The 25,854-nt window shown below is 60.8% G+C and carries 19 protein-coding genes, 1 tRNA gene and 1 pseudogene; 17 read left to right on the top strand and 4 right to left on the bottom strand.

The features are described 5' to 3' along the window. Positions 1-160: 160 nt before the first annotated feature. Positions 161-1,261, bottom strand: coding sequence for a branched-chain amino acid aminotransferase (locus tag J2X71_RS28560; RefSeq protein ID WP_310387509.1), 1,101 nt, complete (start codon positions 1,259-1,261; stop codon positions 161-163). Positions 1,262-1,575: 314 nt separating this feature from the next. Here J2X71_RS28560 and J2X71_RS28555 point away from each other — a divergent pair, with 314 nt between their 5' ends. Further along, entirely contained in the window at positions 1,576-2,793 is a 1,218-nt protein-coding gene (locus J2X71_RS28555) for a PLP-dependent aminotransferase family protein (protein WP_310387507.1), read from the top strand. Positions 2,794-2,832: 39 nt separating this feature from the next. On the opposite strand, the gene J2X71_RS28550 is transcribed toward J2X71_RS28555, so the two are convergent. Further along, entirely contained in the window at positions 2,833-3,876 is a 1,044-nt protein-coding gene (locus tag J2X71_RS28550) for a DUF2278 family protein (protein WP_310387506.1), read from the bottom strand. A gap of 94 nt (positions 3,877-3,970) precedes the next feature. Then, a complete protein-coding gene (locus J2X71_RS28545) occupies positions 3,971-5,029 on the bottom strand; it encodes an aldo/keto reductase (protein WP_310387503.1) in 1,059 nt (352 codons plus the stop codon). Positions 5,030-5,615: 586 nt separating this feature from the next. Between J2X71_RS28545 and J2X71_RS28540 the strand changes: the two genes are divergently transcribed. The 8 genes from J2X71_RS28540 to J2X71_RS28505 all read left to right on the top strand — a co-directional run bounded on the left by J2X71_RS28540 (position 5,616) and on the right by J2X71_RS28505 (position 13,351). Further along, positions 5,616-6,593, top strand: coding sequence for an ABC transporter substrate-binding protein (locus tag J2X71_RS28540; RefSeq protein WP_310387501.1), 978 nt, complete (start codon positions 5,616-5,618; stop codon positions 6,591-6,593). Positions 6,594-6,600: 7 nt separating this feature from the next. Then, a complete protein-coding gene (locus J2X71_RS28535) occupies positions 6,601-8,295 on the top strand; it encodes an iron ABC transporter permease (RefSeq protein ID WP_310387499.1) in 1,695 nt (564 codons plus the stop codon). Further along, positions 8,283-9,302, top strand: coding sequence for an ABC transporter ATP-binding protein (locus tag J2X71_RS28530; protein WP_310387497.1), 1,020 nt, complete (start codon positions 8,283-8,285; stop codon positions 9,300-9,302). Before J2X71_RS28535 ends, J2X71_RS28530 begins: the two co-directional genes overlap by 13 nt. 128 nt (positions 9,303-9,430) lie before the next feature. Further along, entirely contained in the window at positions 9,431-10,540 is a 1,110-nt protein-coding gene (locus tag J2X71_RS28525; protein WP_310387495.1) for an endonuclease/exonuclease/phosphatase family protein, read from the top strand. Further along, positions 10,537-11,286, top strand: coding sequence for an NUDIX hydrolase (locus J2X71_RS28520; protein ID WP_310387493.1), 750 nt, complete (start codon positions 10,537-10,539; stop codon positions 11,284-11,286). Before J2X71_RS28525 ends, J2X71_RS28520 begins: the two co-directional genes overlap by 4 nt. A 70-nt stretch (positions 11,287-11,356) precedes the next feature. Continuing rightward, positions 11,357-12,268: a PhzF family phenazine biosynthesis protein gene (locus J2X71_RS28515; protein ID WP_310387492.1), complete on the top strand. Its 912-nt coding sequence runs from the start codon at positions 11,357-11,359 to the stop codon at positions 12,266-12,268. A gap of 126 nt (positions 12,269-12,394) precedes the next feature. Next, positions 12,395-12,470 (top strand) — tRNA-Lys (locus tag J2X71_RS28510). A gap of 227 nt (positions 12,471-12,697) precedes the next feature. Further along, positions 12,698-13,351, top strand: a complete 654-nt coding sequence (locus J2X71_RS28505; RefSeq protein WP_113323324.1) for a DUF1442 domain-containing protein — start codon at positions 12,698-12,700, stop codon at positions 13,349-13,351. A gap of 15 nt (positions 13,352-13,366) precedes the next feature. Here J2X71_RS28505 and J2X71_RS28500 read toward each other — a convergent pair whose 3' ends face one another. Further along, positions 13,367-14,056 (bottom strand): isoprenylcysteine carboxylmethyltransferase family protein, encoded by a 690-nt coding sequence (locus J2X71_RS28500; RefSeq protein WP_310387490.1) that lies wholly within the window; start codon positions 14,054-14,056, stop codon positions 13,367-13,369. A 190-nt stretch (positions 14,057-14,246) separates the two neighbouring features. Between J2X71_RS28500 and J2X71_RS28495 the strand changes: the two are divergent. The 8 genes and pseudogenes from J2X71_RS28495 to J2X71_RS28460 all read left to right on the top strand — a co-directional run bounded on the left by J2X71_RS28495 (position 14,247) and on the right by J2X71_RS28460 (position 25,655). Next, positions 14,247-15,294: pseudogene (locus J2X71_RS28495) on the top strand (glycosyltransferase family 2 protein). Positions 15,295-15,460: 166 nt separating this feature from the next. Then, a complete protein-coding gene (locus tag J2X71_RS28490; protein WP_310387488.1) occupies positions 15,461-16,906 on the top strand; it encodes an MFS transporter in 1,446 nt (481 codons plus the stop codon). A gap of 273 nt (positions 16,907-17,179) precedes the next feature. After that, complete coding sequence (locus J2X71_RS28485) at positions 17,180-18,235, top strand: histidine kinase dimerization/phosphoacceptor domain -containing protein (protein WP_310387486.1); 1,056 nt, start codon at positions 17,180-17,182, stop codon at positions 18,233-18,235. Between the two features lie 33 nt (positions 18,236-18,268). After that, on the top strand, positions 18,269-18,826 hold the full coding sequence (locus J2X71_RS28480) for a DUF924 family protein (RefSeq protein WP_310387482.1): 558 nt from the start codon (positions 18,269-18,271) through the stop codon (positions 18,824-18,826). A gap of 91 nt (positions 18,827-18,917) precedes the next feature. Next, the gene (locus J2X71_RS28475; RefSeq protein ID WP_310387480.1) at positions 18,918-21,551 is read left to right on the top strand and encodes a mechanosensitive ion channel family protein; all 2,634 of its coding nucleotides are present in this window, start codon (positions 18,918-18,920) and stop codon (positions 21,549-21,551) included. A 100-nt stretch (positions 21,552-21,651) separates the two neighbouring features. Further along, entirely contained in the window at positions 21,652-21,927 is a 276-nt protein-coding gene (locus J2X71_RS28470; protein WP_113323317.1) for a hypothetical protein, read from the top strand. 236 nt (positions 21,928-22,163) lie between these two features. Continuing rightward, complete coding sequence (locus J2X71_RS28465) at positions 22,164-24,677, top strand: FAD-dependent oxidoreductase (RefSeq protein WP_310387478.1); 2,514 nt, start codon at positions 22,164-22,166, stop codon at positions 24,675-24,677. A 147-nt stretch (positions 24,678-24,824) separates the two neighbouring features. After that, positions 24,825-25,655, top strand: coding sequence for a response regulator (locus J2X71_RS28460; protein ID WP_113323315.1), 831 nt, complete (start codon positions 24,825-24,827; stop codon positions 25,653-25,655). Positions 25,656-25,854: the final 199 nt, after the last annotated feature.

Raw genomic sequence — 25,854 nt, 5'->3', positions numbered from 1 at the left:
GACTGACGTTGGTCAATGGCGAACCGTTTTCGGCGTCGATGCAATCTCCGTCATCACATGGCGGCCCGGGCCATAAAAAAACCGGGCGGGGCGCCCGGTTTCGAAGTTGTCACTGTAGTTCTACCCGTCGAGAACGCCGCTGCGTTTCGGGTATCTAGCGTTAGGCAGAGACGAGACGCGTCCAGCCGCGCTCATCGTTCGTTACGCCCTTCTGCAGGCTGACGAGTTGCTGGCGCAGTTCTGATGTCAGCTTGCCGGTCTGTCCGTCTCCGACCAGGAACTCGCCGCCGGCGTGCCGAACCAAGCCGATGCCGGCCAGCACCGCGGCCGTGCCGCAGGCGAAGGCTTCGACGAGCTTGCCGCTGGCGGCGTCGGCCTGCCATTCCTCGAAGGAGTAGGGGCGTTCCTCGACGCGCAGGCCCTTTTCCTTGGCGAGTACGATGACCGAGGCGCGGGTGATGCCCGGCAGGATCGTGCCGCCAAGCGGCGGGGTCACGACCGATCCGTCATTCATGACGAAGAAGACGTTCATGCCGCCGAGTTCTTCGACCCAGCGATGTTCGGCTGCATCGAGGAAGACGACCTGGTCGCAATCCTTCTTCGCCGCTTCAGCCTGCGCCACGAGGCTGGCCGCATAGTTGCCGCCGCATTTTGCGGCACCGGTGCCGCCGGCGGCTGCACGCGTATAGGCGGTCTCGACCCAGAGGGAGACAGCCTTCGCGCCGCCCTTGAAATAGGCGCCGACTGGGGAGGCGATGATGCAGAAGATATATTCCTGGGCCGGGCGAACGCCGAGGAACGCCTCGTTGGCGAACATGAAAGGGCGAAGGTAGAGGCTGGCGTCTCCGGAGGGGATCCAGTTCTTGTCGACGCGAACCAGTTCTTCGACGGCCTTCAGGAAGAGTTCTTCCGGCACGGCGGGCATTGCCATGCGGGCTGCCGACTGCGCGAAGCGGCGGGCGTTCTCTTCGGGCCGGAAGAGCAGGATGCGGCCATCCTGCGCCTTGTAGGCTTTCATGCCTTCGAAGATTTCCTGAGCGTAGTGGAGGACGGCGCTTGCAGGGTCGAGTTCCAGCGGGCGGCGCGGGGTCACCTTTGCATCGTGCCAGCCCTTGTCGGCAGTCCATCGCGCCAGGACCATATGATCCGTGAAGACCTTGCCGAAGCCGGGCGTTTCCAGTGCCCGGATGCGGTCGGCGTCGGAGACGGGAGACTTGTGGAATTCGATTTTGATTTCAGGAGAGGTCGACGTCGCAGTCATTGCTGGCACCTTGATAGTCCATTGAATAATGGCCGGCACACTACTGCCGCCGGGCCGGTTTTGGAAAGGTCTGAATCGGCCGGTTTCTGCTTTTGATCAAAGGAATAATCGCGTGATGTGGCGAACGTTCACGCAACGAGGCAGGCCATTCGGTTCGGCTGCATGAAATCTCGAACGGCAGCCCAATCGGCACCAAGGCTCTGGAATACAGGACTTCCAAACTTGTCACAGTGACAAGAAAATAGGTCAGCATTATTGACATAAATTCCACTGCATGGTGAGCTGCTGATATTATAAAAATATGAGGAAACCCCATGCTGAACTGGGACAATATGTTTGCGACGCGCTCGACAAGGATGCGCGCTTCGGAAATCCGCGAGCTTCTGAAACTTCTCGACCGGCCGGATATCATCTCCTTTGCCGGCGGCATTCCGGATCCGGCGCTGTTTCCGGACAAGGAGTTCAAGCAGGCCTATGCGGATATTTTCGACAGCTCGGCCGTCAATTCAGCGCTGCAATATTCTGTTTCCGAAGGCTACAAGCCGCTGCGCGAGTGGCTCATCAAGCAGATGGCGGGCCTCGGCATTCCGTGCGCGCTCGACAATGTCTTCATCGTCTCCGGTTCGCAGCAGGGCCTCGATTATCTCGGCAAGCTGTTCCTGTCGCCCAACGATACGGCGCTGGTCACCTGGCCGACCTATCTCGGCGCTCTGCAGGCTTTCAACGCTTACGAGCCGTCCTACGACCAGTTGACGCCCGGCGGCAACCGCACGCCGGATTCTTACCGCGAGGCCGCGGCGCAGAAGGGCGGCAAGGTGAAATTCGCCTATCTCTCGGCCGATTTCTCCAATCCGACCGGCGAGACCGTCGACCGCGATGGCCGCGAGAAGGTTCTGAAACTTGCCGAAGAGCTCGACATCGCCGTCATCGAAGACGCTGCCTACCAGTCGCTGCGCTATGACGGTGATCCGATCCCGCCGATCCTGGCGCTGGAGATTGCCGAGAAGGGCCATATCAACGATACGCGCACGATCTATTGCGGCAGCTTCTCCAAGACGCTGGCGCCGGGCCTACGCGTCGGCTTCATCGTTGCCAATGCGCCCGTCATCCGCAAGCTGGTGCTGATGAAGCAGGCGGCCGACCTGCATTCTTCGACGATCAACCAGATGGCGATTTCGGAAGTCGCCGAGCGCGGCTTCGATGCGCAGGTCGCCAAGGTCAGGGCGGTCTACAGCCAGCGCCGCAACGCCATGCTGGCAGCGCTCGAAAAGTATATGCCTTCGGGCACGAGCTGGACCAAGCCGGAAGGCGGCATGTTCATCTGGGTGACGCTGCCAGAGGGCATGGACGGCGCCAAGCTGCTTGCCAGGTCCCTCGAAAGCGCCAAGGTCGCCTTCGTGCCGGGCCAGGCCTTCTTTGCCGATGGTTCGGGCGCCAATACGTTCCGCGTCAGCTTCTCCTGCGCCAACGACCAGATGATCGATGAGGGCATCAGCCGTCTCGGCAGGCTGATCGCCAGCGAGATCGGCTGATGTGACTTCAAGCCTATAAGAATTAGGGTTGGGCGGCGATCAGAAGATCGTCGTCCAGCCTTCGTTTGCGGTTTCGCTCTTGCCGTAGCCGACACGGTCGGCGACCGCGCCATCGGCATTGATGAGGATGATATCGCCGCCTTTGTTGGCGAGCTGCGGGCCGCCATTCTCAGGATCGAGCGTGATGGTGCGGAATTCGCCCGAGGCGAGCGAGCCCGTCAATTTCTGCCGGCGGCCTTCGCCATCCTCCAGCGACCAGCCTTCGATCGACATCGCCACATCCGAGCGATTGATGAGCGTCACAGTCTCGTCCTCGGTGCCGTCAGGGTGGTTCACCGGGTTGATCATGGCGGCAACGATGCGCAGCGACGAGGCGACGATCGGCTGCGGGCGGCGCGTGCCTTCGCCGCGGCCCTGGCCGCCTCTGTTGTCGCCGACAGGGTGGCCGGAGATAGCATCCGTATTCCAGTTCTGCGACTGGAAGCCGAGGAAGATCGCCGCCCAGTGATCCTCATCAGAAAAATGGATCAGCAGCGCGCCGTCCTGATTGGGCGCATTGGTGGCCCGGAAGCTGCCGCTGTCACCCTGATTCATGTGGATGTCGTGGATGCCATTGCCGGGCTCGAAACCGAAATACTCGTCCGGCTTGTTGTTTTCCGGTCCCCAGGCTTCGCCGAAGGCATAGAAGTGGATGGACTTGTCGGCGATGCCTTCCTGCACGATGGGTTCGATGAAATCTCGCAGGTCGTTCTTCGGGCCGTCGAGCTGGAAGGGTGCGACATTCATATCCTCACGCTCGATCATGCCGCCGCGCACATAGTCGATCGCCAGATCCTGCCGGTCGCCTCTGATGTCGGTGAGGCCCATCGGCAGGACGGCGAGTTCGGCCGTCAGTGTCTCATGCTGGAAATCCATGACATTGGCGTAGAGCAAGTCGTGCGGCGATTCCTTCGAGCGCACGTTCATGGCAATGCGATAGCTGATGCCACCGGCTTCGATGCGGATTTCGATATGCGGGTCGTTGTCGTCGTCAAGGGCGAGCGCCGAAGCCGTACCCTTCAGCACCTTGTAATTCCGGAGCATAGTGAACCTCGTGGTGGGGCAGGGGTTCACGATAGCATAGCGGAAATGCATCTTTTGTGACGCTGATTTTCCGCCATGCAACGCTTTGGAGAGTTTACTTCTTCACATGCGGGGCGAAGAGTTCCATGTCGGCTTCGCTCAGCCGCTCATTGGCGGTGTTGAGCTGGTGCCAATAGGGGTAGATGACCGGGGGCACGCTGACATCGTCGAGGCGCTTGCGCTCGTCGGCGGACAGTTTCAGGTCGGCGGCGGCGAGGTTGTCCTTGAACTGGGCTTCGGTACGTCCGCCGATAATGACGGACGTGACCGCCTTGCGGCCGATCAGCCAGGCAAGTGCTACCTGCGCTGCGGAAACGCCACGTTCCTGACCGATCGCCACCAGCGTCTCGACGATGTTCCAGAGGCGGTTTTCGTCGCGGATCGGCGGTTCGGTCCAGCCGGCGAACTGGCGGGTGCCTTCGGGGGCGGCGGCATTGCGGCGATGCTTGCCGGAGAGCAGACCGCCGGCAAGCGGGCTCCAGACGAGCACGCCGAGACCCTGGTCGATCGAGATCGGCAGCAATTCGTATTCCGCGTCACGGGCTTCCAGCGTATAGTGGATCTGCTGGCTGACGAAGCGCTGGTACTTGTGTTCATTGGCAACGCCGAGCGCCTTCATGATGTGCCAGCCGGAATAGTTCGAGCAGCCGACATAACGCACCTTGCCCTGCTTGATGAGCGTATCGAGCGCTTCCATCGTCTCTTCGAGCGGCGTCTCACCGTCCCATTCATGGACCTGGTAGAGGTCGATGACGTCGGTCTTCATGCGCTTGAGGCTTGCCTCGCATTCGCGGATGAGGTGGTAGCGCGACAGGCCGCGATCGTTCGGGCCATCGCCCATGCCGAAGCGGGCCTTGGTGGCGAGCAGCACTCCATTAGGGCGCTTGCCGCCGAGCACTTCGCCAATGATGCGCTCGGATTCGCCATTGGAATAGACGTTGGCCGTATCGATCAGGTTGACGCCGGCATCGAGGCAGATGTCGACCATGCGACGAGCTTCCTGCACGCCGAGATCGCCGACCGTCTTTGCCCAGCCGACGCCGCCGAAGGTCATCGTGCCCATGGTCACGGTGGAAACTTTAAGGCCGGAACGGCCGAGCAAACGATATTCCATTGAAATTCCTCCTCATGAAAATGGCCTGATTGACGTACCGCAGCAGAGCTCGCCGTCAAACGGCAAGGTGTTCACGCCTGCGTGATTTTACCCTTTCGCCGCCGCTCGCGCGAGGAGAATAGCCGACTGATTTCGACGCGAGCGCGGGGAGCTTCCGGGACAAGCGCTTTTTTTGTCCGCGACGCGCGGGTCATGTCTGCCGCGAGTACTGGCTGGCTTCGTTCCATCCTGCGCGATAGGGCACGGACGAAGCCTGAGCTTTCATTTCTGCCAACCGCTTCGAGCAGCGCCTGGCGAGTGGGCCTGCAGGACTCGGCGGTGAGTAATCCCAGTTCCAATAGCGAGCCTTGTTGCGGGGCAAGGTAAAGACGGATCGGCGTGCGGAGCTGTAGGTGATTCAATCTTAAGTTCATATGGTTTTGCTTTAGACCCGCTGGAAAAAATGCGTGTTTTTGTGGAGAAGGAAGATGAGAAGGTGCGGCCGCTCAACTGGCATAGACGACTAGGTTGAAGCTACCTTGCCCTGTCACATCGGTGTTAAACGCCCCTAATAAGGGAGGGGCATCGCAATCCGAGGATTCCTTCCATGAAAACTCTAGTTTCCGCCGCAGCCCTTCTCGCCGCGAGCCTTTTCGCCATCCCGGCTTCGGCCGCAAACCTCGTTCTCTACACCAGCCAGCCGAACGAAGATGCGCAGGCGACCGTCGACGGCTTCATGGCCGCCAATCCCGATATCAAGGTCGACTGGGTACGCGACGGCACGCCGAAGATCATGGCGAAGCTGCAGGCTGAGATCCAGGCCGGCAACCCGGTTGCCGACGTTCTCTTGATCGCCGATGTCGTGACGCTTGAGCGCCTGAAGGAAGACGGTAAGCTGCTCGCCTACAAGTCGCCGGAAGCTGCCAATTACGACGCCGCGCTCTTTGATGCCGACGGCTACTACTATTCCACGAAGCTGATCACGACCGGCATCATGTACAACACATCGGCTGCCATGAAGCCGACGAGCTGGAAGGACCTCGCCAAGCCGGAAGCCAAGGGCCTCGTCACCATGCCGAGCCCGCTTGCTTCGGGTGCAGCTCTCATTCACGCCCAGACGCTGGCCGCCGTTCCGGGCCTCGGCTGGGATTTATACAAGTCGCTCGCCGATAATGCGGCTGTCGCTTCTGGCGGCAATGGCGTCGTGCTAAAGTCCGTGGCTTCGGGCGAAAAGGCTTATGGCGTGGTCGTCGATTACCTGCCGATCCGCGAGAAGGCCAAGGGCGCTCCGGTCGAGTTCGTCTTCCCAAGCGAAGGCGTTTCAGCCGTGACTGAGCCGGTCGGCATTCTCGCCAGCGCCAAGAACGTCGACTCTGCCAAGAAGTTCGTCGACTACGTCCTCTCCGAAAAGGGCCAGGAAGGCTTCCTGAAGCTCGGCTATATCCCTGCTCGTAACGGCATGAAGCTGCCCGCAGGCTTCCCGGCACGCGACACAATCAAGGTTCTGCCGGTCAATGCTGCCGAAGCCCTGAAGAATACCGACAAGGATCTGAAGACCTTTACGGATCTCTTCGGTTCGAAATAATAGAGCCATGCAGGGCTATGTACGTCCAGGAAACAGCCAGCCTGTCTGGCTGTTTCCTTTTATTGTCTTAGTGGTTCTTTTCCTTAGCGTGCTGCCCTTAGCGCGGCTCGCGGTCGTCGGCATTTCCGCTTTCGCCAATGGCGGCGTCATGGTGGTTCTGTCCGATCCGATGGTCTGGTCGGCGGTCTATTACACCATCGTCACGGCGATCCTCGGCACGATCATCTCGCTCGCCATCGGCTGCGCTTTCGCCTATCTGCTGACGCTGACGGATATTCCGGCCAAGGGGCCGCTCAGCTTCTTCTTCGTGCTGCCGATGATGATCCCGCCGCAGGTGACGGCACTTGCCTGGGTGCAGATGTCGGGGCCCTCGAGCCCGCTTCTGAAGGCGCTGCATATTGCGCCGCCGCTGGGGTCGCCGCAGCCGCTCTATTCGGTCGGCGGCATTGCGCTGCTCTATGGCGTGCAGCATGCGCCGCTTGTCTATCTGGCGCTGAGGGTAGGGCTGATGACCCTGCCGCGCGACGGGGTGGAGGCGGCAAGGCTTTCGGGCGCCTCAAGCCTGCGCGTCTTTCGCGACATCATCCTGCCGCTATCGCTGCCGGGCGTTATTGCGGGGGCTGCAATTTCCTTCGTTTCCTGCACCGGCAATTTCGGCATTCCGGCGATCCTCGGCATTCCGGCCTCTATCTTCACGCTGCCGACGCTGATCTTTTCCAAGTTCACTGCCTTTACCGGCCGCACTTTCGGCGATGTGGCGCTGCTCTCGGCCATCATCGCGCTGATCTCTGTCGCCGGCCTTGCCATTCAGGATAGGGCATTGCGTGGGCGCGATTATCGCGTCATCGGCCTTTCGGGTGCGACCGCTGCCTTCGAGCTCGGCGGGTGGAAGCTCGTTTTCGCGCCGCTGCTCTGGATCATCCTGTTCTTCATGCTGGCCGCACCCTTCTTCGCGCTCGTCGCAGGTGCCTTGGTGCCGGCCTATGGCGTGCCGCTCACCTTCAAGACCATGACCTTCCATGCCTTCGAGGAGATCCTCTTCCGGCAGGCGGTGACGCGCACGGCCTTTATCAATTCGCTGTCGCTGGCCAGCGGGGCGGCGGTCGGCCTGCTCTTCGTGACGGTGCTTGCCGCTTACGCGCTGACGCGGCGCAAGGATACGCTGTCGCGCATTGTGTCCGGTCTGGTGGAAATACCCTATTCGCTGCCGGGCATCGTCATGGCGGTGTGTTTCATCCTCGTTTTTGCCGCGCCGATCCCGGTGTTGAACGTCACGCTCTACGGCACGGTCTGGATCATCCTCATCGCCTATTTCTCCTCCTTCTTCGCCGTCAGCCTGAAGCCTGTGGTCAGCGCCTTTCATCAGCTCGATCCGGCGCTGGAAGAGGCGGCAAGGCTGTCCGGTGCCGGTTTCTTCCGGCGGCTGAAAGATATCATCGTGCCGCTGATTGCGCCGGCGGCGGGTGCTTCCGTCATCCTTGTCTTTCTCATCGCCTGCAACGAGCTGACGATTTCGGCGCTGCTCTGGTCGGCGGGTACGCAGACGCTGGGTGTCGCCATCTATAATCTCGATGACAGCGGCAGTTCCGATCTTGCCTCGGCTCTTTCCGTGCTCGTCGTCTTCATGGTCGTCGCCATGATGCTGCTTCTGGAGCTTCTGGCGAAACATCTGCCCAAGGGAGTAGTGCCGTGGCGAAGCTGATCCTCAATCAGGTGGCCAAGGATTTCGGCACGGGCAGGGCTGCGGTCAGCGGCTTTTCGCTCGATGTGCGCGAGGGCGGCTTCCTGGCGCTGCTCGGCCCCTCCGGCTGCGGCAAGACCACGGTTCTGCGGATGATTGCCGGTTTCGAGACGCCGACTGACGGATCCCTCCATCTCGGCGAGCGGCTCTTGGCCGATGCCTCGCAATCGCTGCCGCCGGAGAAGCGCAACATGGCGATGGTCTTCCAGTCCTATGCGCTCTGGCCGCATATGAGTGTGGCGGACAATGTCGGCTATCCGCTGAAAGTTCGCGGCATATCGGGCTCGGCCTACAAGGCCAAGGTGAGAGAGGCACTATCGACCGTGCGCCTCGTCGATTATGCCGAGCGGCGGCCGGCCGATCTCTCTGGCGGCCAGCGGCAGCGCGTGGCGCTGGCCCGCTGCCTGGTGACATCGCCCGATGTCGTGCTGCTCGACGAGCCGCTTGCCAATCTCGACCGGCATCTGAAGCAGGAGATGGAGGAGACGTTCCGCGAGTTTCACCAGCGCTCCGGTGCAACGATGATCTATGTGACGCATGACCAGAGCGAGGCGATGGCGCTGGCAACCGATGTTGCCGTCATGTCCGAGGGGCGGCTGTTGCAGGTGGCGCCGCCGGCGGAAATCTATGCGCGGCCGGAAGGGCGCATGGTCGGCGGGCTGATCGGCCGCGGCGCGATCGTCACGCTGCCGGTCATGGGCGGTGAGCGCCAGCTCGAATGGGACGAGCTGGAGGGGGTGCTGCATGCCGCCAATATCGATGGCGCCGATATTCTGGTGCGGCCGGAAGATGTCATCATCGGTAGCGAGGGGGCGCCCGCGACGGTCGAATCCGTGCTCTTCGAAGGCGAACGTTATGCCGTGAAGCTGACCCTCGGTAACGGCCAGACGCTGCGCGCCTATAGCCGCGTGGCTGTCGTGCCTGATGAGGCGGTGCATGTCGTCATCCGCGCCGGCTGGCGGCTCTGACGGACAAACGGCTTTTCGAAGCGCGTATTCGACTTTAACTGTTTTCAAGCGATTCCGGACGCAAAACCGCTGCACACTTTTGCTGGAATTGCTCTAGTAATTGGCGTCGATCCAACCGGGAATGCGTGATGTCGCTTCGCCTTGCCACTTTCAATGTCGAAAACCTGCTCACCCGCTTCGACTTCACGGGCTATCGCAACCAGCTCCGGCAGGACCGCGTCATCAAGCTCTTCGAGGTCAGCAACGAGGGCACCTACCAGCAGCTCGAGCAGGCACGGGTAATCGCGTCGACCGACGATACCAGGCAGATGACGGCGCTCGCCATCGCCGATGCGGATGCCGATATTCTCTGCCTGCAGGAAATCGACAATATGGCCGCCCTGCAGGCCTTCGAATATGGCTATCTCTACCGCATGGTCGGCAATGGCTACCGGCAGAAATATCTCGTCGAGGGCAATGACAGCCGCGGCATCGATGTCGCCGTCTTGATGCGCGAGGAAACGCGCGACGGGCAGAAGATCGAGCTTAGGGATATCAAGAGCCATGCGATGGTGACCTATCGCGAATTCGGTCTCTTCGACGAGGAGATCGGCAAGACCAACCGGCTCGACGACAAGATCTTCAAGCGCGACTGCCTGGAACTGGATTTGAGGATCGGCGGTGTGCCGATGACGCTCTATGTCGTGCATTTCAAGTCTATGGGTAATCCGCGCGACGGGCTGGACGGGCGGCAATCGACCCTGCCGATCCGCCGGGCGGAGGCGCGCGCCGTTCGCCGTATCATCGAGAACCGGTTCGGCGCAGGCCATACCGCAAGCAAGAACTTCGTCATCTGCGGCGACATGAACGACTATCAGGAGCGGATCGACGTCATCGGCCGGCGCGGCACGGGCTATCGGTTCGAGCATCAGGATGAGGCCGAAAGCGCGCTCGATGTCTTCAGCAAGGACGGGTTTGCCGAAAATGTCGTGCGCCGCCGCGAGCCACTTGACCGCTGGACGCTCTATCATTCGCGCGGGCCGGAGGAGCAGTGGCTCTGCCAGCTCGATTATCTCTGGCTGTCGCCGGCACTTGCCGCCACCAACGCCAAGCGCATTCCCGAAATCATCCGCCACGGACAGCCATACCGCACCATCTTCCCACCGGGGCAGCAGGTGGAGCGTTACCCGCGCACCGGCTGGGACAGGCCGAAGGCATCCGACCATTGCCCCGTCGTCATGACATTGGATCTCTTATGACACTTCGCTTTTCAGAGACTTTTTCAGAAGACCTTTCGGCCTTTCCGCCGGAACGCACGGTATTTCCCATTGCCGGCGCCGATCTGCGCGTGCTTGAGGGTGATCATCCGCTGGTCGTCGCCAACAGGGCTGATATCCGCGAGAACTGGGAGCGGGAAATCGCCGCCAATCCGGCGCTTTTCGATGGCCGGCTTGTGTTGCAGCACCGGTTGAAACTGTCCGAAGCCGGAATTGCGGGTGAGGCCTATATCGCGCCTTTCTCGGCCTTCATGTGGTGGCGGCGCCAGCCGGACCGGAAGGGCGCCATCCATCTCTTTTCCTATCCGGTGCTCGAATCCTCCGATGGGGCGCTGGTCGCTATCCGCATGGGGGCGCATACGGCCAACCCCGGTCAGGTCTATTTCGCTGCGGGCTCGCTGGAACCGGAAGATGTCGTGGACGGGCGTTGCGATATCGACAGCAATATGCGCCGCGAAGTGATGGAGGAGACGGGCCTGGATCTCGACAAGGCCATCGTGGGCGAGGGGCTCTATGCGGGTCATGTGCGCGGTTCCGTCTCGCTGTTCAAGCTCTTCCGCTTCGACATGACAGCGGACGAGATGGTCGATTTCATCGGCGCGCATATGCTGGTCGCCGAGGATAAGGAAATTGCCGGCGCGGTCGCGATCCGCTCGGCCGATCCGAAGGCACAGCCTTACAATGTCGCGATGCTGCCGATCATCGACTGGTATTTCGCGGGCAAGTAGACCTGACGCTTGCACTTGCGTGTGCTGTCGGGCAGGTTGGCGGCTCGATGACCGATTCAAGGAGGCCAGTTTGGCGTTAAGCTACAGCGTCTATGACGTGTTCACCGACACCAAACTTGCCGGCAATCCGCTGGCCGTGATCTTTGACGGCAAGGGGCTTGACGACGCGGCGATGCAGGCGGTTGCCCGCGAAACCAATCTATCCGAGACGGTTTTCGTGCAGCCGGCCAACAATCCCGCCTATACGGCGCGTATCCGCATCTTCACGCCCGGCCGTGAACTGCCCTTTGCCGGCCATCCGACCGTCGGTACGGCGATTGCGCTGGCGGAGAAAGCGCATGGAGCGGGAACGCTCGATCTCGTGTCCGTGCTCGAAGAAAATGTCGGCCCGGTGCGCTGCGCCGTCAGGTTGCGGGAAGGCGAGGCAAGCTTTGCCGAATTCGACCTGCCGCGCAAATCCCAACAGATATCGCTGCCGCTCGACAAGCTCGGCATCGCCGACGCGCTGTCGCTGAAGACCACGGAGATCGGCTTCGAGAATCACGTGCCGTCGATCTGGAGTGCCGGCGTTCCCTTCCTGATGGTGCCGGTCCATGATGTCGGCGCGGCAGAGCGCCTGGAGTTCGATCCGCAGCTCTGGGAAAAGACGGTGCCCTTCGTCGATGGCGCGCTAGCCTCGGCCTATATTTATTGCCGTGGCGGCGTGAACCATGTCGCCAAGTTCCATGCCCGCATGTTTGCGAGCGGCATGGGCATTTCCGAGGACCCGGCCACCGGCTCGGCAGCCGCCGCTCTCTCGGGTGCGATCAATCATTTCGACCGGCTGACGGACGGGCATCATCCGATCCTCATCGAACAGGGTCTGGAAATGGGCCGTCCGTCCTTCATCCACCTGCATATGGATATCGAAGGCGGCACCATTTCGAATGCCCGGATCGGCGGCCAGGCAGTGAGGATTGCGACCGGCACGCTCGACCTTTGATTTCATTGCATTTCCAGCTCCTGACAAAAAAACTTCGCAATTAACCAAAGAATTTTCGACGGGGCGCTAGACAAGCCGGACGATCCTATTTATATGCCCCGTCACACCGCGCAGCCAAGCGCGGACGGGTGATTAGCTCAGTTGGTAGAGCAGCTGACTCTTAATCAGCGGGTCGTAGGTTCGAGCCCTACATCACCCACCAAATTCTCCTTCGAAGAGAACAGAATCCAGAAACAAGACCTTTGATGTCAAAGGCTTGCTGGCTTTTTCTGTTTTTCTGAATCCGCCGTCTCCGTTTGCGGGGAATCGGCGGTTTCCGCTTTCCAAATATTCTGCGCTTGCCCGAAGACGCCCCCGGTATTTAACTCGCTGGAGCGAAGTCCTTGCTGCGGCATCTACCGTCGCAAGCCTATCCCTGGAGGAATGGCAATGAGCGATGACAGACAGAATAATCTCGGCGAACATCGGCTGGATGAGAAAGTGCTCAATGTGCTCGGTGCCTATCACCAGCGGATCGACGAGGAGCGTGGCACTCTGCGCCAGGAGGTACCGGGCGGACGCGATGGCGGGCAGGATCAGCGGATGCGGGCTGTCGGCCCGGAGACGGGGCGGTTTCTCAACATTCTCGTCCGAAGCCTGACGGCGCCGACCATTCTCGAGCTCGGCACTTCCTTCGGCTATTCCGGCATCTGGCTTGCTGAAGCTGCGCGGGCGACCGGCGGGCGGCTGATCACCATGGAAGTGCATGGCTATAAATCCGCCCATGCGCAGACGATGGCCGAGAGAGCCGGTCTTGCCGAACATATCGATTTCCGGGTGGGCGATGCGGTTGCGATGATCCGCGAATTGCGGGGCAAGGTGGATTTCGTGCTCGTCGATCTCTGGAAGGATCTCTACCTACCGTGCCTCGAGGCCTTCTATCCGAAGCTCAATGCGGGCGCGATCATCGTTGCCGACAACATGATTTATCCTGTGACTGAAGACGTGAAGATTTATGCCCGGGCCATCCGCACCAAGCCAGGGATCACCAGCGTGCTGCTGCCGGTCGGATCGGGGCTGGAGGTCAGCCGGTACGAGCCCTGAGTCTCAGGCGGATTTTCACCAGAGGCCGGGAAACAGCCGGTAGCTCACCTTGCGGCAGTAATCCTCATAACCGGGCAGGTCCCGGCGCAGATGGCCTTCCTCGTCGAGGAGGCGCAGGATCAGGCCGATGAAGATCAGCGGCACGATGATCAGGCCCCACAGGGAGGAGAGGGCAAGCGGAATGCCTGATGCCAGCGGCAGGACGGCGGCATACATGGGGTGGCGCACGAGGGCGTAGGGGCCTGTGGAGATGACCTTCTGGTCCTCAGAGACCTGGATGGTGGCCGAGGCAAAGGTATTTTCCCTGAGGACGAAGACGACGAACAGGAATCCTGCCGAGATCAGCAGATTGCCGAGAATGATTGCCCATACCGGAACGGTCGACCAGCCGAAGCGATAATCGAGTGCTGAAACCACGATGAGCGCGACCATCACGATGCCGGTGAAGAACTGGATGCGCTTCTGCACCGGTTCCGTTTCGGCGGCCGGGCCGGCGCGCATGCGCTTTCCCAGAAGTGCGGGGTCTCGATAATAGAAATAGACCGATGAGCCGGCCGACCAGGCGGCGAAATTGATGAGGAACAGCCAGCCTTGCCAATAGGCGAGTGTGCCCGCCGCCAGGAAGACAATGACGACGAGGGCCACGAGAAACTTGGCGTTGGCTTCGGCGGCCCTGCGGCCGAGATCGGGTGCTCTTTCCTGCATCACGCTTCCCTGTGCTCGTGCTCCGCAATCCACTTTGCGGCTTCGCCTTTAGAATATGCAAAGCAGACGCATGATATCAAACCATCGCCGGAGGCACGGGTACCGATCATCAGGGCAGGGGTGCTCTGTCTTGTGTGCCCTCAGGTGATTGGTCATGCTGCCCTGCGGGGAGCAAGGAGATTCGGTGGAAATGGGCAAATCCGTTGATGGTGCTGACGTGAAGACGAAGCTTTCCATCGTCGCGCCCTGCTACAACGAAGCCGAAGGCTTGAGCGAATTTTGCCGGCGGCTCCTTCGAGATCATCCTCGTCGATGACGGCTCCAGCGACAATACATGGGGTGTGATATCGAGGCTTGCAGCTGACATTCCGCAGGTGCTCGGCGTCAAGCTTCTGCGCAATCATGGCCACCAGCTTGCGGCGACCTCCGGCCTTGCTGTGGCGCGTGGTGAGCGCGTGCTGCTGATCGATGCCGACCTGCAGGATCCGCCGGAATTGCTGGCCGAGATGATGGCGATCATGGATCAGGGCGCCGATGTCGTTTACGGGCAGCGCAGCGAGCGCAAGGGCGAGACGAAGTTCAAGCTCATCACCGCCTCCGTCTTCTATCGGCTTCTGACGCGGCTCACCTCCATCTCGATCCCGCAGGACACCGGCGACTTCCGGCTGATGAAGGCGCGGATCGTCCATATCCTGCTCAATATGCCGGAGCGGCATCGTTTCATCCGTGGCATGGTGAGCTGGATCGGCGGCAGGCAGGTGGCACTGCGTTATACGCGCGATGCCCGCTATGCCGGGGCGACGAAATATCCGCTGCGCAAGATGATCCGTTTCGCGATCGATGCGATCACCAGTTTCTCGATCATTCCGCTGCGCGTCAGCGCCTGGATGGGCCTTATCTCGGCCGTCTTTGCGGTCGGGCTTTTGATCTATACGCTCGTGCAATGGTTCGAGGGCAATGTCATTACCGGCTGGTCGAGCATCATGGCTGCCGTATCGGCCTTGAGCGCCATCCAGCTGATTGCGCTCGGCACGCTCGGCGAATATGTCGGTCGCCTCGTGCAGGAGCATAAGCGCCGGCCGATGTTCATGATCGACTGCGTGGTGCAAGGCGAGGTCACGTCCGAATTGCCCGACGATTTCTCCGAACTTGATACCGCCAGCCGCAGGTCGGAGCTCGGCAGGCTTTCGACGGCAAGCGTGAGCGCAAAGCGGCTTGAGGCGGCTGTTGGCCGCTGATCTCGGATTGTTGCCGAACATGTTTACAAAAGTCTCGGACCTGGCGGCATTTGACCTTTCCGATCCGGCATAAGGGGCGTATGCAGACTGTATCCCTCCGCGCGGCTTGCCCTGTCGGTTCTCCCGCCTTTTCCCGCGCAATCCGGAATTCGCATTTGGCAGATCGATGACTGCAGTCCAGACGAGTGAGAATACAGATGAGGCGGCAAATGTCCGCCAGGCGAAGATCGTAGCGCTCGTCGTTGCCGTTTCCTTCTTCATGCAGATCCTCGACGGGACGATCGTGACCACCTCGCTGCCGCAGATGGCGACGAGCTTCGGTGTGCAGCCGGTCGCCATGAGCATCGGCATCACCGTCTATATGCTCACCATGTCGGCCTTCATTCCGCTTTCCGGCTGGCTCGGCGACCGGTTTGGGGCGCGGCGCGTCTTTCTCGTGTCCATTGCCGCCTTCACCGTGGCGTCGCTGTTCTGCGGCCTGTCCGGCAACCTCACCGAATTCGTCATTGCCCGTGCGGTACAGGGTGTGGGCAGTGCGCTGATGACGCCGGTCGGGCGTATCATCGTGCTCAAGAACGCCCGCAAGTCCGAGCTCGTGCAGGCGATCGCGCTGATCACCTGGCCGGCGCTGACGGCACCCGTGGTCGGCCCGGTGCTCGGCAGCTTCATCACCACCTATGCCAGCTGGCACTGGAACTTTCTGATCAATATCCCAATCGGCCTCGTCGGCATCGCGCTGGTGCTCCGCTTCGTGCCGGAACAGCGCGAGGAACGGGTCGGGCCGCTCGATATCAAGGGTTTTTTCCTCAGTGCGGCGGGGCTGACCCTGCTGCTTGCGGCACTTGAACTGTCAGTCAAAGCACAGGGCGGCTTCGTGCCCCTCGTCGTGCTGCTTGTGGCGGGCATCGTGCTTTCCGTCATGGCGACGCGGCATTTCCTGCGGGTCGACAATCCGCTGCTCGATCTGGCCGCCTTCAAGGTGCAGACCTTCTCGATGACGACGCTTTCGGCGGGTACGGCCTGCCGTGTGGCGATCAACGCGACGCCTTTCCTGCTGCCGCTGCTGTTCCAGCTTGGCTTCGGCCTGAGCTCGATTGCCGCTGGCACCTATCTCCTGGCCTATTTCCTCGGCAATCTCGGCATGAAGGTGGTGACGACGCCGCTGCTGCGGTTTTTCGGCTTCCGCAACGTGCTCTTCTTCAACGGCGTCATCGCCGCCGGCTCGATCGTCGCCTGTGGCTTTCTGACACCTGATACCCCCGAGGTCGTCATCTCGGCGCTGCTCCTCATTGCTGGGCTTTCCCGCTCGATGGAATTTACCGCCCTCAACACGCTGTCCTTTGCCGATATCGGCCCGGCGCAGAGAAGTTCGGCCTCGACGCTGTCGAGCATGTTGCAGCAGATTTCCATGCTGCTTGGCGTTGCCGTTGCGGCCGCCGTGCTCAACATTTCCGCAGGGTTTCGGGGTGCCGCGGACCCTGTTCTTGGTGACTTCCGCTGGGCTTTCTTCGTGGTTGGCATGATCGGTTTTTTGTCCTGCCTGCGCTTCCTGCAGCTTTCAGCCGATGCGGGTGCCGAAGTTTCCCACCACCGCCGCTTTCAAAAAAGCTGACTTACCCTCGGAACCATTTGCCTTCCCCTGCGTTAACGGCCTGATTTTCAGTATCTGTGTTCGCAATTTTTTTAGAGGGGCTTCCGGCCGCAGCCGGCAGAGGTCGACATTCTCGATGGCATTCTCCTTCGATCCGTCTGGCATCAGGCGTCACATCATACCAAAGGCCAGGTGCTGTTTACGCGCGCTGGCCGATGCAATACGACAGTCTCATGCAGAAAGACTCGGCGGCCTCACAGCCGGTATTGCTGCGGGAAAATGCCCGGAGGCAGAATGAGCGAGTCCAGAGGCGGTACGGGTGAAGCGATCCGTATCCTCTATATCGATGACGATGAAGAGCTTGCGCTGCTGATGCGGAAGAATCTCGGTCGTCGCGGCTTTAAGCTCGAATGGGCGAGCGACGGAGCGACCGGCCTTGCGATGCTTGCCGAAGGCGGTATCGAAGCCGTCGTTCTCGATCATTTCCTGAAGGCCGAAACCGGGCTCGATATCCTGCCGCGCATCACGGCGATGCCCGATCATCCGCCGGTCATCTACGCCACCGGTTCCGGCGATACGAGCATTGCGGTCGCGGCGCTGAAGGCTGGCGCCGACGATTATGTGCTGAAGGGCATTTCGCCCGACTATTTCGACCTTCTGGCCGCGGCCCTCGAACAGGGGCTGGAACGCGCGCGATTCCGCCGCGATACGGCGCAGGCGCAGGAGGTGATCCGCCAGCAGCGCGACCATGCGGAAATGCTGCTTGCTGAAGTCAATCACCGCATTGCCAACAGCCTTGGCCTCGTCGGTGCGCTGATCCGCATGCAATCCTCCATGACCAGCGATCAGGTGGCGATCGACGCGCTTCAGGAAACGCAGATGCGCATCAATGCGATCGCCAGCGTCCACCGCCGCCTCTACACCAACCGGCAGGTCGGCACGGTGCAGGTGGATGAGTATCTGAGCAGCCTCCTGACCGAACTCGAAGCCTCGATGCGCGACGAGAAGCGGCCGCATCGCGTTGTGCTGACCTCCCAGCCGGTCAATCTGGCGACCGACAAGGTCATCACGCTCGGCCTCATCGTCAGCGAACTCGTCACCAATGCCTTCAAATATGCCTATCCGAATGGCAGCCCGGGCGAGATCAATGTTATCGTCGAGCAGGAAAGCGATGTGCTCAGGGTCACCGTCGAAGATGCGGGCCAGGGCTTTGATCCTTCCGGCCCGGCGAAGGGAACCGGCCTCGGCTCTAAGATCTTGGCCGCGATGGCCGGCAGCCTGAAATCCGAACTTGTCTACGATCCAGAGCATCGCGGCACGAAGGCGATACTGGTCTTTACAGTAAGCTGACCTGCTTTTCTGTAAGCTCACGGGGGAGAGATCATGAACACGGATATCGTCTGCACGCCCGGCGAGGTCTATGATTTCTGGTTCGTGCGCTGCAGCCGAAAGGAATGGTTCGGCTCGAGCGCCGAACTGGACGAGGAAATCCGGGCGCGATTTCGCGCAACCCACCTGTCGCTTGCCCTTGAGGTCACCGAGGAATGGCGCTCCGGTCCTGAAAGCCGGCTTGCCGCTGTGATCGTGCTCGACCAGTTTCCGCGCAACATCTACCGGGCGACACCGCTTGCCTTTTCGACCGATGGATTGGCGCTGCGCGAGGCGAAGATGGCGCTTGCCGTCGGCGCCGATCAGGCCGTCCAGGGCATTCGGCGGACTTTCTTCTACATGCCGTTCGAGCATGCAGAAGACCTCGCCGAACAGGATCGTTCGGTGGTGCTCTTTACCGCGCTCGGCGATGAGGAGTTCCGTGACTATGCGCTTCGCCACCGCGACGTGATCGCGACATATGGGCGTTTTCCGCATCGCAATGCCATTGTCGGACGAGAGTCGAGCGAGGCCGAACTGGCGTATCTGGCGCTTCCCGGCTCCGGTTTCTGAGCCGTTATCTGGAGATTCCGCCTTTCTGTCGCCTTTCTTTCCTATAAGAAGCGGTCAATTACCTGATGAGACGAATCCACGCGGGGACTTCTTGCGCTTGACACACTGGTTGCTTCGCACCGTTCTTCTGCTGTCGCTGGCTGTTGCCGGCCTGCATCTCGATGGAAAGGCCGCTTTCGCGCAGGCTACGCAGCCCGCGGCCGAGGCCCAGACGCAGGCTGTCCCGGCTCAAGCAACTGGGACCAAAGCAACTGAGACTCAGGCGACCCCTCCCCAGGCAGTGCCGGCTGAGGCGCCCCTTGCCAGCAGCGCGCTCGATCAGGCGCTGAAGGATATCGACAAGGCGAAGAACCAGCTTGCTTCGCTGCAGGACCGCGTCAAGCAGAATGCCGATAATGACGACGCTCTGGTCGAGCTTGCCGGCCAGACGGATGAACTCGGCCGCGGCGTTATCGCCACCTCCGTCAGCCTGCGCCCGCGTTTCGATCAGATCAAGAGCCGCCTGGCCGAGCTTGGCGAACCGCCGAAGGACGGGCAGCCGCCGGAAGCGCAGATCGTTACCGAGGAGCGCAATGCGCTGACATCGGAACGCTCTCAGATCAATGCCGTAACGGGTGACGCGGAAAACCTGTCGATCGCAATCACCAAGCTTTCCAACGTGATCACGGCGACGCGCCGCCAGCTCTTTGCCGATACGCTGTTCCGGCGCACCGAAATCTCCGTCTCCGTTTTCGACGATGCGACCAGCGCCTTCGTTCAGGAAGTGAGCGAGTTTTCCCAGACGTTTTCGAGCTGGATCACCTTCGTCTGGAAGTTCAAGAGCCTGTCGCTTTTTGCGGCGATCTTCCTGTCGCTCGCGACGGCCTTGATCCTGCTCTCCGGCGGCTACCGGCTTTTCGGCCAGTATCTGCGGCGCGACGTCCATGTCGAAGAACCGTCCTATATCAGCCGGCTTGCCTTTGCCTTCTGGTCGACGCTGATCCGCACGGCGGCGCTCGATGTGCTGCTGGTGACGTCGCTGATCTTCCTCGACGGCTTCAATGTGCTGCGGAGCGACATCACGCCCGTCATCGGCGCGCTCTTCGGCTCGATCGGCCTTGTTTATTTCGTCGGCCGCTTCGTCAACGCCGTCTTTGCGCCGAATGATCCGTCGTGGCGGCTGGTGCGCCTTTCCAATCTCGGTGCACGCTCGGTCGGCTACTGCCTGATCGCCATGGCCGTCGTCAACGCGCTCGACTATCTCTTCGGCGCCATCGGCGAGGCGATGGGATCGCCGCTCGTCCTGACCGTCGTGCGCAGCCTGCTTGCGGCGCTGATCATCGGCCTCATCCTGATTGCCGTGTCCTTCGGAAAACCGATGCTGGCGAAGAATGGCGATCCCGATGCGCCGGGCCGCCACTGGCCGCGCGGCATGGCGATCCTGCTGCGCGTCTTCGGTGCGGGCCTCATCTTTGCGGCGCTTTCGGGCTACGTGGGTCTGGCGCGTTTCGTCGCCACCCAGCTCATCATCACCAGCGCCATCATCGTGACGACCTATATCGGCCTGCTGCTCGGCAAGGCGATCTCGCGGCAGGACAATTTCGGCGATACGTTCCTTGGCCGTTTTCTCGAGACCCGCTTCAAGCTCGGGCCTGTGGCGATCGATCAGGTAGGGCTGGTCGTCGGCCTGCTGATCTATGCCGTGGCGCTGTTGACGGGCATTCCGCTGATCCTGCTGCTCTGGGGCTTCCACGTGCAGGACCTGCAGCTGCTTGCCTACCGGCTGTTTACCGAGGTGCGGCTCGGCGGCATCAGCATTTCGCTCGTCGGCATCTTCACCGGCATCCTGCTCTTTGCCGGCGGTTATCTCGCAACGCGCTGGGTGCAGAAGTGGCTGGACAGCAATGTCATGGCGCGCAGCCATGTCGATCTCGGCGTGCGCAATTCGGTCAAGACGGGCATCGGTTATCTCGGCGTCGGCGTGGCGGCGATCTTCGGCATCTCGGCGGCGGGAATCGACCTTTCCAACCTTGCGCTCGTTGCCTCGGCGCTGTCGGTCGGTATCGGTTTCGGCCTGCAGAACATCGTTTCCAACTTCGTCTCCGGCCTGATCCTGCTCGTCGAGCGCCCCTTCAAGGTGGGTGACCATGTCGTTTCGGGAACGGCCGAAGGCATCGTCAAGCGCATCTCGGTGCGCGCGACCGAAATCGAGACCTTCCGTAAGCAGTCGATCATCGTGCCGAATTCGGAGCTCATCAACGGGCTCGTCGGCAACTGGACGCATCGCAACAAGCTCGGACGTTCGGAAATCCCTGTTTCCGTCAGCTATGAGGCCGATCCGCGCAAGGTGATGGATATTCTGCTGGAACTGACGGCGGCCGTGCCGCTGATCCTGCGCAATCCGGAACCGCATGTCGAGTTCCTGCGCTTCGGGCCTTATTCACTTGATTTCGAGCTGCGCTTCTTCCTGGCTGATATGGGGGATGGCCTGACGGTGCGCAACAATCTGAGGATCGAGATCCTCAGGCGCTTCAAGGCGGAGGGCATCGAGATCCCGCTGCCGCAGAGTGATCTGACCATTCATCGGCAGGCGAATGCGGATGCGGAAAAGGTGCTTGTCCAAAAGCCTGATGAGCCCGAGGAGGCCACGGCTGAAGACGAGGTCAAGGAAATAGAGACGGTAGAAGACGAGCGGCCGGTGCGCCAGTTGCGCAGCAAGACGGCGGACGGCAAGCTCAAAGGCTGAACGGGTCATTCAGCGCTCATTCACGGGTCTTGCGCTATAACCTCAGGCAATCGATCGCTGCCGGGCAGCGACGAGCGCTCCAGGGGAGGGCGTATAGCCTATGTCGCATACCGTGACACGATCCGCAGTCGCATTTCTTCTTCTCCTTTCCGCAGCACCTCTGGCGTTCGCCGCCTCCGTTACCAACAAGGATGATGCAGCCGTGGTGCTGACTGTCACCGAAGGCGGCAACCGCGTGGAAGTCGTCGTGGATGCCGGCGCATCCGAACGGGTCTGCCCCTCCGGTTGCTTCATGACGACGCCTGATGGCGACCGTATCGGGCTTTCCGGCGACGAGACGATCGAGATCGTCAAGGGTTCCGCCGTCATCAAGTGACGGCGGCTTCGGCCCGGCCACTATCGATTTTTATGAATTTTTGAGCCTTGCGGCTTTTGACGCTTGTCTATTTGCGCCTCGTCGCGGCAAGCTTTTCGCATGTCGTAAACAGGCCTCTCATGACGCAGGCCTCGCTGCATAGTTCGCGAAGATGGTTCGTCCGGCTTGAGCCGCCGGATATTGGGAGTTCGTCCGGTATGGGCTGCCGGACATTCGATAAAAGAGGGTATTTCTCCATGAAGTCACATGCGCGGGCAGTGGTCATCGGCGGCGGCGTGGTCGGTGTTTCGACGCTCTATCACCTTGCGAAGAAGGGATGGGGCGACAGCGTGCTCATCGAGCGCAAGGAGTTGACATCAGGCTCGACCTGGCATGCAGCCGGCCTGCTGCCGCTCTTCAACATGAGCTACTCGGTCGGCCAGATTCACAAATATTCCGTCCGCTTCTATCAGGAACTGCAGCAGGAGACCGGCATGAATGTCGGTTTCAGCCAGGTCTCCAACATCCGTCTCGCCCGCACCAAGGACCGCTGGGACGAATTCATGTACTATGCCGGTATTGCCGAGACGATCGGCGTGAAGGTCAATATCCTGACGCCGGAGCAGGTGAAGGAAATCTGGCCGCTCTGTGAGACCGATGGCCTGCTCGGCGCCATCCAGCATCCCGATGACGGCTATATCCAGCCGGCGGACCTGACACAGGCGCTTGCCAAGGGCGCGCGCGACTTCGGTGCCACAATCTACCGCAACACGACGGTCACCGCCATCGAGCAGCAGGCTGACGGCCTCTGGAAGGTGACCACGGACAAGGGCGAGATCACCGCCGAACACATCATCTCCTGCACCGGCAACTTCGCCCGCAAGACCGGCGATATGGTCGGCATCAACATTCCGGTCATCCCGGTCGAGCACCAGTATATCGTCACCGAACCGCATCCCGATATTCTGGCCCGCAAGGCTAAGGGCCTGCCGGAAATGGGCGTGCTGCGTGAAGCCGACAGCGCCTGGTACATGCGCGAGGAAAATGGTGGTCTGCTGCTTGGTCCCTACGAGCAGGGCGCACCGGTCTGTTATGTCAACGGTCCCTCCGATGACAGCGAATACGAGCTCTTCCAGGAAGAGCTCGAGCGCCTGATGCCGCATATCGAAACGGCGATCGCCCGCGTGCCGGCCTTCGGCGAAGTGGGCATCAAGAAGGTCTATAACGGCGCCATCGCCTATACGCCTGATGGCAACCCGATCGTCGGCCCCGCACCGGGCCTGAAGAATTTCTGGCTCAACGAAGGCCATTCCTTCGGCATCACCGCGGCCGGCGGCGCAGGCTGGCAGCTTGCCGAATGGATCGTCGATGGCGAGCCGACCGTCGACATGATGGGCGTCGATCCGCGCCGCTTCGGCCCCTATGCCAAGGAAGGCTACCTCATTGCCAAGAACGAGGAAGCCTATGCCAACGTCTTCACCATGCACTATCCGGACGAGGAGCGCGCAGCCGCCCGTCCGCTGAAGACGACGCCTGTCTATGACCGGCTGAAGAAGCTCGGCGCCGTCTTCGGCTCCGTCTATGGCTGGGAGCGCGCCAACTGGTTTGCGCCCGAGGGCTACGATCTGCCGAAGGACCAGATCGGCGTCGGCGCCGACGTGCTGACCAACCACAATCATTCGGATCCGACCGAAGACGGCCGCATTCTGGAACGGTGGTCGTTCCGCCGCTCGAACTATTTCGAGCATGTCGGCAACGAAGTCATGAACGTCCACAAGAATGTCGGCGTGCTCGACATGTCGGCCTTCGCCAAGGCGCTGGTGACAGGCCCTGGCGCGCGCGCATGGCTGGAATCGATCTTTGCCAATGCGATCCCGAAGAAGCGCGGCCGCATCGCGCTTTGCCACATGCTGACCAAGGAAGGCGGCGTGCGCTCGGAATTCACCGTCTATGAAAGCGCACCCGGCACCTTCTATCTCGTCTCGGCCGGCGCCTATGAGGCGCATGACCACGACTATATGCGCAAGCTTCTGCCGTCAGACGGCAGCGTGAAGTTCACGCCGATCACCCAGGCCTATGGCGTCTTGGTGCTTGCGGGTCCGAAGTCGCGCGATGTCCTGAAGAAGCTGACGCACACCAGCCTCGACAACAAGGATTTCCCCTGGCTCTCGGGCAAGGAGATCTCCGTCGGTGCGGCCAACGCCCATGCGCTGCGCGTCAATTTCGTCGGCGAGCTCGGCTGGGAGCTGCATCACCCGATCGAGATGCAGAACTACATCTTCGACAAGCTGATGGAAGCCGGCGCCGAATTCGGCATCAAGCCCTTCGGCATCCGCGCCATGCTCTCCATGTCGGTGGAAAAGTCCTACCGCCTGATCCCGCGCGAAATGTCGATCGAGTACAATGCCTATGAATCCGGCCTCGACCGCTTCATCAAGCCGGAGAAGGAATTCCTCGGCCGCGAGGGCCTGCTTGCCTACAAGGAAAAGGGCCTGAAGTGGAACTTCGCGACGCTCGTCGTCGAAACCGGCAATGATGTCGATGCGCGCGGCTCGGAAGCGATCTACAACGAGGCAGGCGAGCTCGTCGGCCGTGCCACCAACGGCACCTTCGGCTTCCGCATCAACCGCTCGCTGGCGCTTGCCATGCTGCGGCCCGATTACGCCAAGGAAGGCACGAAGCTGAAGATCAAGATCCTCGGCACGACCTACAACGCCACTGTCGTCGGCGAGAGCCCGTTCGATACGGAGAACGCCGCACTTCGGACGTGATTTCTTAATCATATTGACAAGAAAAAGGCGGCCGCACCATCGGCCGCCTTTTTCATAGCTGGCTATGGCAAGCCGATTAATAATTATTCAAATGAATTCATGTAACCGTTTCGTTCGGGGACAGAATTTCCACTTTAAAGGTTTGCCATGGCGTTTCTAGGTATTTCGGGGATGCAATATTCCGGAGAAATGTTTGCCGGCGCGCGTATTATCCTCGCTGAAGATTCCAACGTCTTCACTTCGATGATCGGAAAGCGCCTGAAGGAGCTCTTCGATATCGATGTCGAGATCTGCCGCAGCTTCGAAGAGCTGCAGCTTTCCTACGACAAGTCTTCTGATCCGATTACGCTCGCGATCTCCAACATCAACCTGCCGGGCGCCGAAAACGGCGAGGCGCTGGAATATCTGGTCGATCTGTCGATCCCCACGATCGTCTTTACCGGCACCTTCCAGGAAGGCATGCGCGACAAGCTGCTCGCCAAGGATATCGTCGACTATATCCTCAAGGACAATATCTTTGCCGTCGACCTGCTGGCGGAATCGATCTGCCGCTTCCTGACCAATCACCGCCATCACGTGCTGATCGTCGATGATAGCGCCACGGCCCGCGCGCTGCTTTCCAGCCGCCTGAAGCGCTATAATTTCCGCGTCAGCACCGCCGAGAGCGGCGCCAAGGCGCTCGAAATCCTCAAGGCCAACCGCGATATCGGCCTGATGGTCACCGACTATAACATGCCCGATATTGACGGCTTCGAGTTGACGCGCCGCATCCGCGCGTCGATCGGCTCGCACCAGCTGCGCATCATCGGCGTTTCCTCCTCTTCCAACCGCCTGCTTTCAGCGCGGTTCCTGAAGGCCGGCGGCAACGACTTCATGCTGCGCCCGTTCATCGACGAAGAGTTCTACTGCCGCGTCAACCAGAACCTGGATACGCTCCTGCAGATCCAGTCCATGCGCAAGGAACGGGCTGTTGCCTGACCCTGCCGCAAAGATCGGGTGCAGGGAAGCGGCTCCGTGATCGGCCCACACCTGAAAGACATGACGGAAGCTCATATTTCTGCAATCGCAGGTGTTGCTGCCGTCATTTGCCTCTTCACTGGAGGGGAGGCCTCGGCTATCGTCCGGCACGGCAAGAGGGGGCGAGTCGACCCCCTTGGGCGTGTGGAGGGGTAGGCAG

The organism is Rhizobium sp. 1399 (genome assembly GCF_031455475.1).
Lineage (GTDB): Bacteria > Pseudomonadota > Alphaproteobacteria > Rhizobiales > Rhizobiaceae > Rhizobium.
This window is presented reverse-complemented; position numbering and strand designations above follow the sequence as displayed.

Bases quoted from the DNA above. Each gene is read 5' to 3' on its own strand.
- J2X71_RS28560 (WP_310387509.1), bottom strand. From the start codon at position 1,261: ATGACTGCGACGTCGACCTCTCCTGAAATCAAAATCGAATTCCACAAG.
- J2X71_RS28555 (WP_310387507.1), top strand. From the start codon at position 1,576: ATGCTGAACTGGGACAATATGTTTGCGACGCGCTCGACAAGGATGCGC.
- J2X71_RS28550 (WP_310387506.1), bottom strand. From the start codon at position 3,876: ATGCTCCGGAATTACAAGGTGCTGAAGGGTACGGCTTCGGCGCTCGCC.
- J2X71_RS28545 (WP_310387503.1), bottom strand. From the start codon at position 5,029: ATGGAATATCGTTTGCTCGGCCGTTCCGGCCTTAAAGTTTCCACCGTG.
- J2X71_RS28540 (WP_310387501.1), top strand. From the start codon at position 5,616: ATGAAAACTCTAGTTTCCGCCGCAGCCCTTCTCGCCGCGAGCCTTTTC.
- J2X71_RS28535 (WP_310387499.1), top strand. From the start codon at position 6,601: ATGCAGGGCTATGTACGTCCAGGAAACAGCCAGCCTGTCTGGCTGTTT.
- J2X71_RS28525 (WP_310387495.1), top strand. From the start codon at position 9,431: ATGTCGCTTCGCCTTGCCACTTTCAATGTCGAAAACCTGCTCACCCGC.
- J2X71_RS28520 (WP_310387493.1), top strand. From the start codon at position 10,537: ATGACACTTCGCTTTTCAGAGACTTTTTCAGAAGACCTTTCGGCCTTT.
- J2X71_RS28505 (WP_113323324.1), top strand. From the start codon at position 12,698: ATGAGCGATGACAGACAGAATAATCTCGGCGAACATCGGCTGGATGAG.
- J2X71_RS28500 (WP_310387490.1), bottom strand. From the start codon at position 14,056: ATGCAGGAAAGAGCACCCGATCTCGGCCGCAGGGCCGCCGAAGCCAAC.
- J2X71_RS28490 (WP_310387488.1), top strand. From the start codon at position 15,461: ATGACTGCAGTCCAGACGAGTGAGAATACAGATGAGGCGGCAAATGTC.
- J2X71_RS28485 (WP_310387486.1), top strand. From the start codon at position 17,180: ATGAGCGAGTCCAGAGGCGGTACGGGTGAAGCGATCCGTATCCTCTAT.
- J2X71_RS28480 (WP_310387482.1), top strand. From the start codon at position 18,269: ATGAACACGGATATCGTCTGCACGCCCGGCGAGGTCTATGATTTCTGG.
- J2X71_RS28470 (WP_113323317.1), top strand. From the start codon at position 21,652: ATGTCGCATACCGTGACACGATCCGCAGTCGCATTTCTTCTTCTCCTT.
- J2X71_RS28465 (WP_310387478.1), top strand. From the start codon at position 22,164: ATGAAGTCACATGCGCGGGCAGTGGTCATCGGCGGCGGCGTGGTCGGT.
- J2X71_RS28460 (WP_113323315.1), top strand. From the start codon at position 24,825: ATGGCGTTTCTAGGTATTTCGGGGATGCAATATTCCGGAGAAATGTTT.